Source organism: Aeromonas sp. XH, from assembly GCF_033348475.1.
Classification (GTDB): Bacteria; Pseudomonadota; Gammaproteobacteria; order Enterobacterales; family Aeromonadaceae; genus Aeromonas; species Aeromonas sanarellii.
Genome location: NZ_CP137630.1, coordinates 341,862 through 356,964 on the forward strand (window position 1 = coordinate 341,862; position 15,103 = coordinate 356,964).

A 15,103-nucleotide genomic window follows, 5' to 3' on the forward strand; every position below is an offset into this window, starting at 1 on the left:
TGACGGCGCCCCGTTCCGGGGCAACAAGCGCCTTTTGCATCTTCTCCCCCGATCCCCGACAATCCCGATTCGTGTGAAGTGACGGGAATGCCAGACATTTTCCGGCGCGCACCCCTCTTCATGAAATCGGCGGGAGTCGTCCATGTTTACCCTCTACCACTCCAATCAGCTGGATCTGCTCAAGGAGCTGCTGGTGAGCCGCATCCGGCAGTCCCCCCTCGACCACCCCTTCGATCGGGAGCAGATCCTGGTGCAGAGCCCGGGCATGGCCCAGTGGCTCAAACTGGAGCTGGCCAAGGCGTTCGGCATCGCCGCCAACATCGACTTTCCCCTGCCCGCGAGTTTTATCTGGGAGATGTTCACCCGGGTGCTGGCGGATGTGCCCCGTCAGAGCCCCTACAACAAGGGCGCCATGAGCTGGCAGCTGATGACCATATTACCCGCCCTGCTCGACCGCCCCGCCTTCGCCCCCCTCGCCGCCTATCTGGGGGGCAGCGAAGGGGAGGCGCCGGAACAGGTGCGCCTCTGGCAGCTCTGCCAGAAGGTGGCGGATCTGTTCGACCAGTATCTGGTCTACCGGCCGGACTGGATCGCCCGCTGGGAACAGGGGGAAGGGCTGGGGCTCGAATTGGCCGGGGTCAGCGGCCAGGATTGGCAGCCCGAGCTCTGGCGTGAGCTGGTGGCCCGCACCCTGGCCCTTAGCCCCAGCGGCTACCACCGCGCCAACCTCTACGAGGAGTTTATCCACGAGTTGGCGCGCAGCGCCGAACTGCCGGGCAAGCTGCCCCGACGGGTGTTCGTGTTCGGCATCTCGGCCCTGCCGCCGCGCTACGTGGAGGCCCTGCTGGCCCTCGGCAGCCGCGCCGAGGTGGAGGTGCACCTGTTTGTGACCAACCCCTGCCGCTACTACTGGGGGGATCTGCTGGACAGAAAGACCCTGGCGCGGCTGGAAAACAGGCTCAAGCCCGGCACGGATCTCGAGACCCTGCAGGGCCCCGCCAACCCGCTGCTCGCCTCCATGGGCAAGCTGGGGCGCGACTACCTGCATCAGCTGATGGAATTGGAGGTGCCTCAAATAGACGCCTTCGTCGATATCGACGACACCAACTTGCTGCGCGCCATCCAGAAGGACGTGCTGGAGCTGGCCGAGCGGGGGGCTGGCGAGTTCAGCCTCGACGCCAGCCACCACAAGAGCCCCATCGACCCGGCGGACGGCTCCCTGCAGATCCACGCCTGCCACGGCCCCATGCGGGAGCTCGAGGTGCTGCACGACCGCCTGCTGGCGCTGTTCGAGCAGGATCCCACCCTCACCCCCAAGGACGTGGTGGTGATGATGCCGGACGTCAACAGCTACGGCCCCTACATCCAGGCCGTCTTTGGCAAGGAGAGCGGCGGCGCCCGCGGCCGGATCCCCTTCGCGATCTCCGACCGGGCGGCGAGCCAGGAGAGCCCGCTGCTGCAGAGCTTCCTTGCCCTGCTCAGGCTGCCGAACGCCCGCTTCGGGGCGGGGGAGCTGCTCGCCATTCTCGAGGTGCCCGCCGTGCTGCGCCGCTTCGAGCTGGACGACGACGAGTTCAACCAGCTGCGGCGCTGGGTGCAGGAGACCGGCATCCGCTGGGGGCTGGACGACGGCTACCCGGAGCGCTTCGATCTGCCGCGTCTGTCCGGCAACAGCTGGCTGTTCGGCCTGCGCCGCATGCTGCTCGGCTTCGCCATGGGGGACGGAGAGCCCGTGGCCGGGATCCTGCCCTATGCGGACATCGAGGGGCAGCAGGGGCTGGCGCTGGGCAAGCTCGCCTGGTTCGTCGACTCGTTGGCCGAGTTTTTGCCCCGGCTGCAACAGGCGCAGCCGCTGCCCGAGTGGCACGCCTGCCTCAACGCGCTGCTGGATCGCTTCTATCTGGCCGACGAGGACGAGGAGCGCCAGCTCCAGCTGATCCGCAGCCAGCTCACCGACTGGCAGGCCCAGCTCGGCGAGGCCCGCTTCGAGCAGGCCATCAGTGCCGACCTGTTGCAGGACTACCTCGGCAGCGTGCTGGGGGAGTCCCGCTCCAGCCAGCGTTTCCTCGCCGGTCAGGTCAACTTCTGCACCCTGATGCCGATGCGCTCCATTCCCTTCCGTCAGGTCTGCCTGCTCGGCATGAACGACGGCGTCTACCCGCGCACCCTGCCCCCCATGGGCTTCGATCTGATGGCGGTGGCCGGTCGGCGCGGGGACAGATCCCGCCGGGATGACGACCGCTACCTCTTCCTCGAGGCGCTGCTCAGCGCCCAGCAGGGGCTCTACATCAGCTATCAGGGGTTCAGCGCCCAGGACAACAGCGAGAAGGTGCCCTCTGTGCTGCTGGCGGAGCTCATCGACTATGTGCGCCAGGGCTTCGTGCTGGCGGGGGACGAGGAGCTCGACGACGAGAGCTCGGGGCGCAGGCTTCTGGAGCACCTCATCACCCGGCATCCGCTCACCCCCTACAGCCCGGCCTACTTCCACCCCGAGCCCGGCTCCGGCCTCTTCACCTATGCCGCCGACTGGCTGCCGGCCCTGAGCCCGGAGCGGGGGGCCGCCAACTTCCAGAGCGGCGATCTGCCCCTGCCTCCCGAATGGGGCAGGGAGCAGGGGCTGGAGCTGGCGGAGCTGCTGCGCTTCTATCGCCAGCCCGCCCGTTACTTCCTCAATCGCCGCCTCAAGGTGTGGTTCGAGCTGGAGGAGGCGACTATCGAAGACAGCGAGCCCTTCGAGCTGGATGGCCTGCAGCACTACCAGCTCAAGGCGCTGCTGCTGGACGCCCATCTGACCGATGGGGACAGTGAAATACGGCGCGAACGGTTGCAGCTGACCGGCCTGCTGCCGCAAGGCTGGTTCGGCAGCCTGCTGCTGGAGGATCTGGACGGCGAGATGGGCAAGCTGGCGGCGAGACTGCGCCCCTGGGTGGCGGCCAATGAGGCAGACAAACAGGCGGTGGAGATCGACATCGCCCTGACCCAGGGCCAGCTGCAGGGGTGGATCGACACCCAGAAGGGACGCTTGCTGGTGGTCAAACCCGGCAGCTTCAACGGCAAGGATCTGCTGCTGGCCTGGATCCAGCACCTTTGCCTCTCATTGAGCAGCGCCCCCGGCGACACCCTGCTGTTCGATGCCAAGCAGAGCCTGCGACTGCCGAGGCTTGCGGCGGACGAGGCGCGGCCCCGGCTGGCGGCCCTGGTGGCCCTCTGGGCCCAGGGAATGAAGCGGCCGCTGCCCTTCTTCCCGAGCACCGCCTGGGAGTGGATCAAGGCGATCCTGCAGGATCCGGACAAGCCGGATGCCGCCGACAAGGCGGCGCTTGCCCGCTTCAACGGCGGCTACATGGTGACGGGGGAGGGGCAGGACCTCTATGTCGCCCGCTGCTTCCCGGAACTCGATGACGAGGTGCTGGCCCAGTTGCAGGGGCTGGCCCGTGAACACCTGACCCCGCTCCATCAGGCCCTCGAGGAGTTGCAATAATGGCTAACCCGCTCAATCCCCTGCGTTTCCCCTTGTATGGCGAGCGGCTGATCGAGGCCTCCGCCGGGACCGGCAAGACCTACACCATCGCCGGCCTCTATCTGCGCCTCTTGCTGGGCCACGGCCCGGTTATCGAACAAGCAGGCGAAGAGGGGGGAGACGCCGGTCAACCCTGTGCCCACGAGCGGCCCCTGTCGGTGACCGAGATCCTGGTGGTGACCTTTACCGAGGCGGCCACCGCCGAACTGAGGGGGCGGATCCGCGCCCGCATCCACGAGGCGCGCCTCGCCTTCATGCGCGGTGAGAGCAAGGACGCCCTGCTGGCCCAGCTGCTGGCGGAGGTGGAGGATCACGACCTGGCGGCCCGTCGCCTGCTGGCCGCCGAGCGGCAGATGGACGAGGCGGCGGTCTTCACCATCCACGGCTTCTGCCAGCGCATGCTCAGGCAGAACGCCTTCGAGTCGGGCGCCCTCTTTGAAACCGAATTTTTGACCGACGACAGTCGGCTCCGGCTGCAGGCGGTGAGTGACTACTGGCGCGCCGAGTTCTATCCGGTGGATCAGCCCCTGGCCCGGGCGGTAAGAAGGCTCTGGCCGAGCCCCGCCGCCCTGCTGCGGGAGATGGGGAGCTGGCTCGACAACGACGAGCTGGAGATGCGCCCGCCGGCGGGGGACGAGACCCTGGCCGAGCGGCACAGCGTCGCCATGGCCCGCATCGGGGCGGTGAAAGCCGGGTGGCTGGCGCAGACGGACGAGATCCGCCACCAGACCGAGGGGCAAGTAAGCCGCTACACCGGCAAGAACTACGAAGGCTGGCTTGCCAAAATTGCCGACTGGGCGCAGGACGAGACCAGCGGCTACGTCCTGCCCAAGGAGCTGGAGCGCTTCGGCCAGCAGGCGCTGGAGGAGAACCTCAAGAAGGGAGGGTCTGTGCCGACCCTGCCGCTCTTTGGCGAGATAGACGCCCTGCTGGCGAGCCGCCCCGGCATCCGGGATCTGATCCTGCAGCGGGCGGCCAGGGTGGTGCGCAGCCGGATGCAGGAGAGCAAGCGCCAGGCCCATCAGCTCTCCTTCGACGATCTTCTGCGGGATCTCGACGGGGCGCTCGGATCCGGCCTGGGGGAGCGGCTGTGCGAACGCATCCGCGCCACCTACCGGGTCGCCATGATCGATGAATTCCAGGATACCGACCCCCAGCAGTACCGCATCTTCCACCGGCTTTACGGCGGCCATCGGGACACGGCGCTGCTGATGATTGGCGACCCCAAGCAGGCCATCTATGGCTTTCGTGGCGCCGACATCTTTACCTACATCCAGGCGCGGCGAAATGTGAGCGCCCACTACACCCTGGGGCGCAACTACCGCTCAAGCGGCGCCCTGGTGGCGGCGGTCAACGGCCTGTTCGAGCGGGCGAAGGATCCCTTCATCTACGAGGCGGACATCCCCTTCCTGCCGGTGGAGGCGCAGGGCAAGAGCCGGGCGCTGCTGATCGAGGGTCAAGCCGCCCCTGTGCTGCACTGCTGGCAGCTCACCGGTCAGCCCACCTTCAACAAGGGGGAGTACCAGAGCAGGATGGCCCGCGCCACGGCGGCGGAGATCCACCGCCTGCTCACGCTGGCCCGGGAGGGCAAGGCGATGCTCGGTAGCGAGCCGGTCAGGGCCGGGGATATCGCCGTGCTGGTGCGTACCGGCGCCGAGGGCAAGCTGGTGCAGCAGGAGCTGGCGCGCCTTGCCATCGCCTCCGTCTATCTATCGAACCGCGAGAGCGTGCTGGCCCAGGTGGAGGCGCGGGAGATCCTGCTGATCCTGCACGCCTGCCAGAACCCGAGCGATGAGCGAAGCCTGCGGGCGGCGTTCGCCACCGGCCTGTTCGATCTCGATGCCAGGGCCCTGGACGCGCTGGCCTCGGACGAGCGAGCCTGGGAGAGCGCGGTGCAGGAGTTCATGGAGTACCGCAAGATCTGGCACCGCCACGGGGTGCTGGCCATGCTGCGGGCACTGCTGCACGGGCGCAACCTCGCCGCCTCCCTGCTGGCGAGCCCCTACGGGGAGCGGCGGCTGACCAACTTCCTCCATCTCGGCGAGCTGCTGCAACAGGCGAGCGGCGAGCTGGACGGGGAGTACGCCCTGTTGCGCTGGCTGGGGGAGGCGGTGAGCCAGCCCAATGGCCAGGACGGGGAGCAGATACTTCGCCTCGAATCCGAACGCAAGCTGGTGCAGATCGTCACCATCCACAAATCCAAGGGGCTGGAGTATCCGCTGGTGTTTCTCCCCTTTATCTGCAGCCACCGCGCTGCCGACACCCCGCTCTTTCACGAAGCGGGGGAGTCGGGCAATCGCACCGTGCTCGATCTCACCGGCGCCGAGGAGTCCCTGGCCGAGGCCGACAAGGAGCGGCTCGCCGAAGACTTGCGCCTGCTCTACGTGGCCCTGACCCGGGGGGTATATGCCACCTGGCTCGGGCTGGCGCCAGTGCGCTCCGGGGCGGGCAAGTCGGAGAAGACCGACCTGCACCGCACCGCCATCGGCTACCTGCTGCAAAAGGGGGAAGAGGGGGACGCCGCCACCCTGGCCACCGCCCTCACCGAGTTGGCCCAGGCCCTGCACGGGGTGGCCGTCGGTGAGCCCTCGCTCACCCGCCCGGCCCCGCTGCCCGCCGAAGAGGAGCAGCCGGGGGAGCCCACTGTGCGCGAGTTCAAGGGCCAGCTTGAGCGGGACTGGTGGATCAGCTCCTACTCCGGGCTGGCGGCCCAGGGCAACGGCCACGGCAAGGGGGTGCTGGCCAACCCCGGTTTCGACGATGAGGTGGCCACCGAGGCCGCCGCCACCGTGCAGGACGAGGAGGCGCCAGCCCCTTCCATCTTCACCTTCCCCAAGGGGGCTCGCCCCGGCACCCTGCTCCACAGCCTGTTCGAGACCATCGACTTCCAGATCGCGAAGGGCGAGCCGCTGGCAGAGCATATCGCCGCCCTGCTGGCCCAGGAGGGGTTCGACGAGGGCTGGGCCCCCGTGTTGCAACAGCAGGTGGAGGCGGTGCTGGATACGCCCCTTGAGACCGGCCTTGGGGATCCGGTGCGGCTGCGGGATCTGGCCCCCGAGCGCAAACAGGTGGAGCTGGAGTTCTTCCTGCCCATGGGGCGGGTGACGGCACCGGCGCTCACCGCGCTCTGCCAGCGGCACGACCCCCTGTCGCGGGGCGGCAAGCCGCTCGGCTTTGCCACCGTGCAGGGCATGCTCAAGGGCTTTATCGACCTGGTGTTCGAGTGGCAGGGGCGCTGGTATCTGCTCGACTACAAATCTAACCACCTTGGCATGAGCCCCGCCGATTACGGCCGCCCGGCGCTGGAGTCGGCCATGGTGGAGCATCGCTACGACCTGCAATACCAGCTCTATTCGCTGGCGCTGCACCGGCTGCTCGCCCTGCGGCTGCCGGGCTACGACTTCGACCGGCACTTTGGCGGGGTCTTCTATCTCTTCCTGCGCGGCATGCCCCAGGGGGGCATTTTCCATGCCCGGCCCAGCCGGGAGCTGGTGCTGGGGCTGGATCGGCTGTTTAGGGAAGGGGATGGCTCGGGCGCCATCTCCTCAGACGCATTGAACGAGGCAGAACTATGAGTGGTGGCATAAAGAGCGACGTTGTGATCGAACGGCTGAAAGCCCTGGCGCTGGCGGGGCGCATCCGCCAGCTTGATCTGCAATTTGCCAGGCTGGTGGCCGATCTGGGCGGCAGCCCCGAGCTGGTGCTGGGGGCGGCGCTCGCCTGCTTCGAGCTGGGGCGCGGCCATGTCTGCCTGCCGCTGGCGATGCTATCTGCCGGATCCCTGCGCCCCTTCGGGCTGGATCCGGATCAGGGCCGGGATCTGCTGGCCGATCTCGCGGATCCTGCGAGCTGGCCCGCCCTGTTTGCAGCCAGCCCCCTGGTTGGCAGCGAGCAGGAGGAGGGAGCGACACCCCGCTGGCCACTGCGGCTCTGGCGCGATCGCCTCTACCTCACCCGCTACCACGACTTTGAGCTGGGGGTGGCCCGCCATCTGCGCGCATTAAGTGAAAGAGCCGAATGGCCGGAGATTGCCCCGGCCCTGTCGCGCCTCTTTGCCCGCGACTACGGCCTGGTGTTCGATGCGCTGCTGAAAGTCCGCCTCGCGCCGGATTTCTCCACCCGCCACTTCGTCGAGAAGTACCTGGATCTGGTGTTCCCGAACGAGGTGGAGTGGCCCGCCGTCGAGACCCTGCTAAGGAGCGCCCAGGCGGCGAACGAGCTGGAGCTGCTGGATACCCTGGTGCCCGAGGCGCTCTGCTGCAACGGCCAGAAGCTGGCGGCGGCCACCGCGGCGGCGCGCCCCTTCGCGGTCATCTCCGGCGGCCCCGGCACCGGCAAGACCACGACTGTGGCCAAGCTGCTCGCCATCCTGGTGGAGACCGGCCTGCAATTGGGCAAGGCCCCGGCGATCCGGCTGGTGGCCCCCACCGGCAAGGCGGCGGCACGCCTCACCGAGAGTATCGGTTCTGCCCTGCAGGCCCTGGATCTGCCCCCCGAGTGGCGTGATGCCATCCCCACAGAGGCGGGCACCCTGCACCGGCTGCTCGGGGTGATCCCCGGGCGCAGCCAGTTCCGCCACCACAGAGGCAACCCGCTGCACCTGGACCTGCTGGTGGTGGACGAGGCCTCCATGGTGGACCTGCCGATGATGGCGCGCCTGCTGGATGCGCTGCCCAGCCACGCCCGCCTCATCCTGCTCGGCGACAAGGATCAGCTCGCCTCGGTGGAGGCGGGGGCCGTGCTCGGGGATATCTGCAGCTTTATCGAACAGGGCATCAGCCCGGCGCAGGCGGACTGGCTCTCCCGCCAGACCGGCTACCGCCTGCAGGGCTCGCCCGTCGGTGCACCGGTGCGCGACAGCCTCTGTTTGCTGGCCAAGAGCTGGCGCTTTGATCAGCATTCGGGCATAGGCCAGCTGGCGCGGGCCTGCAACGGCGGCGACGGGGCGGCGGTGGAGGCGGTCTGGAGCGCAGGATTTGGCGACATCAGCCTGCACCCCTGGGCCGGTGAGGCCTATGACACCTTGATTGCCCAGGGGGTCGCCGGTTACGGCAGCTATCTCAAGGGGGCCCGGGCCGGAGAAGATCCGGCGGCGGTGTTCAAGGCATTCAACGGCTTCCAGATCCTCTGCGCCCTGCGGGACGGCCCCTTCGGGGTGGCGGGGCTCAACGAGCGCCTCGAACTGGCCCTGTCACGGGCCGGGCTCATTGCCCGTGACGGCGACTGGTATGCCGGCCGCCCGGTGATGGTGGTGCGCAACGATCACGGCGTCGGCCTCTACAACGGCGACATGGGGCTCTGCCTGCCCGATGAAACCGGGCGGCTCAAGGTCTGGTTCGAGCAGCCGGACGGCACCCTGCGGGCCCTCTTGCCCAGCCGATTGCCCCCTCACGAGACGGTCTATGCCATGACCATCCACAAATCCCAGGGCTCGGAGTTTGCCCACACCGTGCTGGTGCTGCCCGACAGCCCCAGCCCGCTCCTGACCCGCGAGCTGGTCTATACCGGCATCACCCGCGCCAAGGCCCGCCTCGATCTCTACGGCGATCGCGCCCTGCTGGCACAGGCGGTGCGGAAAAAGACCGAGCGGTATTCCGGATTGGCGGAGAGGTTGGGGGAGTGATAGATGGCAGCGGTGAGGGGATTTACCGCTGTTTGATTAGCTAAGCGTAATAGAACATATGACTCTAAAGAATCATCTGGACAACCAGCCACAACTTAAAGATTCTATTAGATAGCTATATGCCGTTTTTTAAAAAGTTGATGAATGATACATATAAGCAATTGTTTTTCAAGGAGATGTCATGAGTAAGCAATCACAGCATGTGGTTAGTAATGTCAATGGCGGGTGGGATGTCAAGAAAAGCGGTGCGGATAGGGCGTCTAAACACTTTGATACTCAAGCTGATGCCATTCAATGGGCTAAAGAAGTCGCCCGGAACCAAAATACTGAGCTTTATGTTCATGGAAAAGATGGAAGAATAAGGGAAAAAAATAGCTACGGTAAAGATCCTTTCCCACCGAAAGGCTAAGGAAATATAATAAAATGGAGAATTTTAACAAGAATGTGTTTGTAAACTGCCCATTTGATGATGATTACAGACAGCTATTACTAGCTATAGTTTTCACTATTAAATATCTTGGGTATATACCTCGCCTTTCATTGGAGAGAATGGATTCCGCTGAATCTCGCATATCAAAAATAGTAAATTTAATTAATGAATCTAAGTTTGGAATTCATGATTTGTCTCGAATTATATCATCTGATAAAGACGAGCATTTTCGAATGAATATGCCTTTCGAGCTAGGAATAGATTATGGAGCAAAAATCCTCAAGGAAGGAATATGGTCAAGTAAGCAGATATTGATACTGGAAGAGGAAAAGTATCGTTATCAGAAAGCATTATCAGATTTATCAGGTTCTGATATAAAGAACCATAATAATGAACCATCAGTAGCCATAAAAGCAGTGAGAGACTGGTTTGTTGTTACTGAGAATATTTCGGCAGATAGTGGGAATAAAATTTGGGCAAAATTTAATGAATTCAATGCATATCTATATGACCAAGCGGTTGAAAACGATGGGCATGATTCAGTGGATGACCTTCAAATTGTTGAAATTATTAGGTATATAGATTATTGGTTATGCCAAATTAATAACGGGTGCAGCCAAGCTGTCACTGAAGAAAAAGTTAGATCTCGTAGGTTGATTTTCTCTCGCCCAGCCCGACCCACAATATAATACCATCGGGCTTCGAAGGCTCAGTACCAACTCACCGATTGTGTAGGTTGTGGCTGAGCGTAGCGAAGCCCAACGTTTACCGCGTAATCTCTTTTTCCTCCCCCCTCATCCCCAGCCCTTATCCTCCTTTTTAATAAATGGGAGAAGGGCGAAAATACGCCGTCCGATTACGCTTCGCTAATCGAACCTACGTGGCTGATGGTATTGCCGTTAACCGAACCGGTGTGGTGAGCGATCATATCTCAGGTGCTGCTTTATCCCCTCTCCCGTTGGGAGAGGGTGGGGGGGATCATTCAGCAATTAGATGGTCAGCTCCAGCCGGTTGCCTTCCGGGTCGAGGAAGGTGCTCTCGTAATAGCCGTCGCCGGTCCAGCGGGGGCCATCCAGGTGTTTGACCTCGGCGCCCTTGAGCAGCTTGAGGCGGGCGCTCATCTTGTCCACCTCCTCCACACTGCCGAGGGAGAAGGCGAGGTGGGCCAGTCCTTGCAGCGGGTGCGGCAGATGGAGATCTGCCGGGCGCAGGGTGGGGATATGCATCAGCTCCAGGCTGGCGCCCCCCTCGAAGCGCACGAAGTAGGACGAAAACTGTTTACTCGGGTTGTGGTAACGCTCATTGGCCTGCCCGCCAAACAGGGTGCAGTAGAATGCCTTGAGTGCCTCCAGATCCTGCGCCCAGATGGCGACGTGATGGATATGCATGGCTGGTCTCCTGTGACTCGATGCCCATGATGCTATGCTGGGGCCCTGATCCTCGACATGGCTGAGCCCGTCCTGATGATGTCTGAAACTGCCAACACCGATCTTGTCGATGTCTCCCCCGACTGCCGCGAGCAGATCTGCTGCGACAGCCTGCTGCCGGCCCTTGGCCAGGAGCGGGTGTGGCTGGCGGGCTACTCGCGCCTCAAGACCCGTTACCGCATCGCACGCCGCTTTGCCGATGTGCACTGTTTTCTGCTGACCCTGGGGGGCGAGGGGGAGGTGCGGGTGGGGGATCGCTTCGAGCGGTTGCAGGCCGGGGAGTGGGCCCTGATCCCGGCCGGGGAGCCGCTTTGCTATCAGTTACCCGAGAAGCAGTTACCCGAGCAGCAGCTACCCGAGAAGCCGTTGCCAGAGCAGGGCGGACAGGAAGGCGGGGCCGCGGTGGATGGCGGCTGGGATCTGGTGTGGCTGCTGCTGCACAAGGGCGCGGCCTGGGATGCCTTCGCCAACCGCCCTCGCCTGGGCTGCACCTCCCAGCAGGCCACCCTGCTGCGCACCATAGAAAACCTCCATGCGGAGCAGGAGCGGCACCAGGATCCGCTGCTCAGCGCCCTCCTGGTGGAGCAGCTCGGGTTCTACCTGCGCCGCCTGCTGCAAAAGGGGGAGGGGCAGAGTCGTGGCGAGCGGCTGGCCCTGCGCCTCGAGCTGATGCTGAAAGAATCGCTCGCCGAGCCCTGGGATGTCGCCCGCATGGCCGCCGCCCTGCACCTCTCCGAGCGCCAGCTCCATCGGCTCTGCCAGCAGCACTTCGCGCTGGCCCCCATGGCGCTGCTGCAACGGCTGCGCCTGCAGCGGGCGGCGCTCCTGCTGGCGAGCCGGGCCGATCCGGTGAAGCGGCTGGCCGAGCAGTGCGGCTTCAAGAACGAGTACCACTTTTCCACCGCCTTCAAACGTCAGCACGGGCTGGCCCCGAGCCACTACCGTCGCCTGCATCACCCCGCCTTCAAGGAGCGCTGAGGACGTCCCAAAAAGAGCGGGGCCCGGGGTGTTCCCCGGGCCCCGCACGCAGCAGTCTGTGTCAGGTGCTGGATTTGATGCTGACAAACTCGGGGTAGGCATCGATGCCGCACTCGTGGGCATCCACCCCCAGCAACTCCTCCTCTTCGCTCACCCGCAGGCCCAGGGTGGCCTTGAGCAGGCCCCAGACCATCAGGGAGACGGCAAAGACCCAGCCGAAGATGACGGCGGCCCCCAGCAGCTGGGCGCCGAAGGTGGCGCTCCCGTTGGAGAAGGGCACCACCATCAGGCCGAACAGGCCGCACACCCCGTGTACCGAGATGGCACCGACCGGATCGTCGATCTTCAGTCGATCCAGGGCGACGATGGCGTAGACCACCAGGGCACCGGCCAGGGCGCCGATCAGGCTGGCGAACAGCGGGCTGGGGGAGGCAGGGTCGGCGGTGATGGCGACCAGGCCCCCGAGGGCGCCGTTGAGGATCATGGTGAGATCCGCCTTGCCCCAGGTGAGCTTGCTGACCAGCAGGGCGCCGACCACGCCGGCGGCCGCGGCGGCGTTGGTGTTGACGAAGACGGTGCCGATGGCGGTGGCGTCGGCGGCGCTGGAGAGCGCCAGCTGGGAGCCGCCATTGAAGCCGAACCAGCCCATCCAGAGGATCAGGGTACCCAGGGTCGCGAGCGGCAGGTTGGAGCCGGGGATGGGATGGATCTCCCCTTGCTTGCCATATTTGCCGCGACGGGGGCCGAGCAGCAGCACGGCGGCCAGGGCGGCGGCGGCCCCCGCCAGGTGGACGATGCCGGAGCCCGCGAAGTCGGTGAAGCCCGCCTCCTTCAGGAAGCCGCCGCCCCAGCTCCAGTAGCCCTCGACGGGGTAGATGACGCCGGTCATCACCACGCAGAACAGCAGGAAGGACCAGAGCTTCATCCGCTCCGCCACCGCACCTGAGATGATGGAGGTGGCGGTGGCGACGAAGACCACCTGGAAGAAGAAGTCGGCGTGCAGGGAGTGGCCCGCGTCGTCCGCCTGGCTGCCCATCAGGCTGCCAAAGCTCGGCAGCCAGCCGCCGGCGGTGTTGTCCACGTACATGATGTTGTACCCCACCAGCAGGAACATGATGCAGGCGATGGCATAGAGCAGGATGTTCTTAGTCAGGATCTCGGTGGTGTTCTTGGCGCGGACCAGGCCGGCCTCCAGCATGGCGAACCCGGCGGCCATCCACATGACCAGCACGCCGGAGATCAGCAGGTAGAAGGTGTCGAGTGCATAGCGCAGCTCGCTGACGGATGTGATCAACTCTTCCATGTCGTATTCCTCGGTTCCAGTCGTATCAAAGGGCGTCTGTGTCGGTCTCGCCGGTGCGGATGCGCACGGCGGCCAGCAGGTCGTAGACGAAGATCTTGCCGTCACCTATCTTGCCGGTGCGGGCGGCCTGGCAGATGGCGTCGATGATCGGCTCGACGCCATCTGCCCGGGTGGCGATCTCCAGCTTCACCTTGGGCAGAAAATCCACCTGGTATTCGGCGCCCCGGTAGAGCTCGGTGTGCCCCTTCTGGCGGCCGAATCCCTTGACCTCGGTGACCGTCAGCCCCTCCACGCCGAGCTGGGCGATGGCTTCGCGGACGTCGTCGAGTTTGAACGGCTTGATGATGGCGGTGATTAACTTCATGCGATCTCCCCAGTCCTTGGTGGTTCCCTCATACCAGGGGCAAATATTGGGCCAATAATTTTCTCCTATTTATTCAATGATTTATTTTGTGCCCACCCAAGGGAAGGGGGCATGGCGCCCAATATGGGCCGGGCTGCGCCAAGGCGGTGCACCGCCCTGGTGCAACCCGGCGGCGGAAAGAAGCGAGAGCATGTGACGGGGCTCAGGACTCACCGTGGAGCGGGCTGCTACTGTTATTCAGAGGCCCGGCGGCTGGCCGATACCCTTGTCATGGCGGGCGATGCGTGGCCCCTGACAACCCGGCAGGCCGACAACGGGTTCCCACAGTGGCGACAAGCGGGCCCGAGTCACCCGATCTGGCGCCAGGTAGCAGAACAAGGATGGTTCCCATGCTGCAAGACAATGACACCCTCACGATCCCGGATCTCAACGAGGCCGTGATGCGCGGCATTCTGGAGGTCGTCAGCGACGGTATCTGGGACTGGAATGCCAACACCGGCTACGTCTATCGCAATCCGGGCTGGTACCAGATGCTGGGCTATGAGCCGCACTCCCTCGACAACAACGTCTTCACCTGGGAGAACGTGATCCACCCGGACGATCTGGCGCGGGTGATGGAGCGCTTCGACGCCTACCTGAGCGGGAAATCGCCCGACTACCGGGTCGAGTACCGCTGCCGTTGCCGCAACGGCGACTATCTCTGGGTGGAGGACCGTGGCCTCATCGTCGCGCGCAACCCGGACGGTTCCGTGGCCAGGATGATAGGGGCGCACCGGAACATCCATGCCCAGCGGGAACTCTACGCCCGGCTGGAGCTGCACAATCGCTCCCTGGAGCAGCAGGTGGCGGAGCGCACCGCCGAGCTGGAACGGCTCAATCTGATGCTGCAGCACCAGGTGGAGGAGAACCGCCGCCTGGCGGAAACGGACTCCCTGACCGGCGCGGCCAGCCGCTATCGGCTGGAGCAGGCGGTCCGGCTGGAGTATGAGCGTGCCAGACGCTTCAAGGAGCCCTTCGCCGTGATCGCCATGGACGTGGACGACTTCAAGCAGATCAACGATCGCCACGGCCACGGGGTGGGGGACCAGACCCTGATCGACATAGTGCGCCTGACGCGCGGCTCCATCCGCGAGATCGATCTGCTGGCCCGCTGGGGAGGGGACGAGTTCATGCTGGTGCTGCCCAACACCCGGTTGCCCGACGCCCTGCTGGTGGCCGAGAAGTTGCGACAGCGGCTGGGCTACGCCAGGGTCAAGGGGGTGGAGCCGGTCACCCTGAGCTTCGGGCTGGTGGAGTCCGATCCCGACGAACCGCTGCCCCAGCTGATGGCGCGGGTGGACAGGGCGCTCTACCGGGCCAAGCTGGCGGGCAAGGATCAGCTCTGCGGCTAGACCGGCGTCACTGGTCGGAGGCGATGGGCGGGTCTACCCCCCCGGATACGGCTTGACCTTGGGATTT

Annotated in this window: 10 protein-coding genes; 7 read left to right on the forward strand and 3 right to left on the reverse strand. The window is 64.7% G+C overall.

From position 1 onward, the window contains the following. Positions 1-142: 142 nt before the first annotated feature. The 5 genes from recC to R2B70_RS01585 all read left to right on the forward strand — a co-directional run bounded on the left by recC (position 143) and on the right by R2B70_RS01585 (position 10,262). The gene (gene recC / locus R2B70_RS01565; protein ID WP_318162471.1) at positions 143-3,481 is read left to right on the forward strand and encodes an exodeoxyribonuclease V subunit gamma; all 3,339 of its coding nucleotides are present in this window, start codon (positions 143-145) and stop codon (positions 3,479-3,481) included. Beyond that, entirely contained in the window at positions 3,481-7,095 is a 3,615-nt protein-coding gene (gene recB / locus R2B70_RS01570) for an exodeoxyribonuclease V subunit beta (RefSeq protein WP_318162472.1), read from the forward strand. Before recC ends, recB begins: the two co-directional genes overlap by 1 nt. Further along, entirely contained in the window at positions 7,092-9,143 is a 2,052-nt protein-coding gene (recD, locus tag R2B70_RS01575) for an exodeoxyribonuclease V subunit alpha (protein ID WP_318162473.1), read from the forward strand. Before recB ends, recD begins: the two co-directional genes overlap by 4 nt. Before the next feature lie 181 nt (positions 9,144-9,324). Further along, positions 9,325-9,552: a DUF2188 domain-containing protein gene (locus R2B70_RS01580; RefSeq protein ID WP_318162474.1), complete on the forward strand. Its 228-nt coding sequence runs from the start codon at positions 9,325-9,327 to the stop codon at positions 9,550-9,552. 14 nt (positions 9,553-9,566) lie between these two features. Continuing rightward, positions 9,567-10,262 carry a hypothetical protein gene (locus R2B70_RS01585; protein ID WP_318162475.1) on the forward strand — a complete coding sequence of 232 codons (696 nt, stop codon included), beginning with the start codon at positions 9,567-9,569 and terminating at the stop codon, positions 10,260-10,262. 300 nt (positions 10,263-10,562) lie between these two features. On the opposite strand, the gene R2B70_RS01590 is transcribed toward R2B70_RS01585, so the two are convergent. Continuing rightward, a complete protein-coding gene (locus R2B70_RS01590) occupies positions 10,563-10,961 on the reverse strand; it encodes a VOC family protein (protein ID WP_318162476.1) in 399 nt (132 codons plus the stop codon). Positions 10,962-11,018: 57 nt separating this feature from the next. On the opposite strand from R2B70_RS01590, the gene R2B70_RS01595 reads away from it, so the two are divergent. Further along, positions 11,019-11,978, forward strand: coding sequence for an AraC family transcriptional regulator (locus tag R2B70_RS01595; RefSeq protein WP_318162477.1), 960 nt, complete (start codon positions 11,019-11,021; stop codon positions 11,976-11,978). Positions 11,979-12,039: 61 nt separating this feature from the next. On the opposite strand, the gene R2B70_RS01600 is transcribed toward R2B70_RS01595, so the two are convergent. Continuing rightward, positions 12,040-13,281, reverse strand: a complete 1,242-nt coding sequence (locus tag R2B70_RS01600) for an ammonium transporter (RefSeq protein WP_042078665.1) — start codon at positions 13,279-13,281, stop codon at positions 12,040-12,042. Between the two features lie 25 nt (positions 13,282-13,306). After that, on the reverse strand, positions 13,307-13,645 hold the full coding sequence (locus R2B70_RS01605) for a P-II family nitrogen regulator (protein WP_042078666.1): 339 nt from the start codon (positions 13,643-13,645) through the stop codon (positions 13,307-13,309). 389 nt (positions 13,646-14,034) lie between these two features. Between R2B70_RS01605 and R2B70_RS01610 the strand changes: the two genes are divergently transcribed. Further along, the gene (locus tag R2B70_RS01610) at positions 14,035-15,036 is read left to right on the forward strand and encodes a sensor domain-containing diguanylate cyclase (protein WP_042078667.1); all 1,002 of its coding nucleotides are present in this window, start codon (positions 14,035-14,037) and stop codon (positions 15,034-15,036) included. Positions 15,037-15,103: the final 67 nt, after the last annotated feature.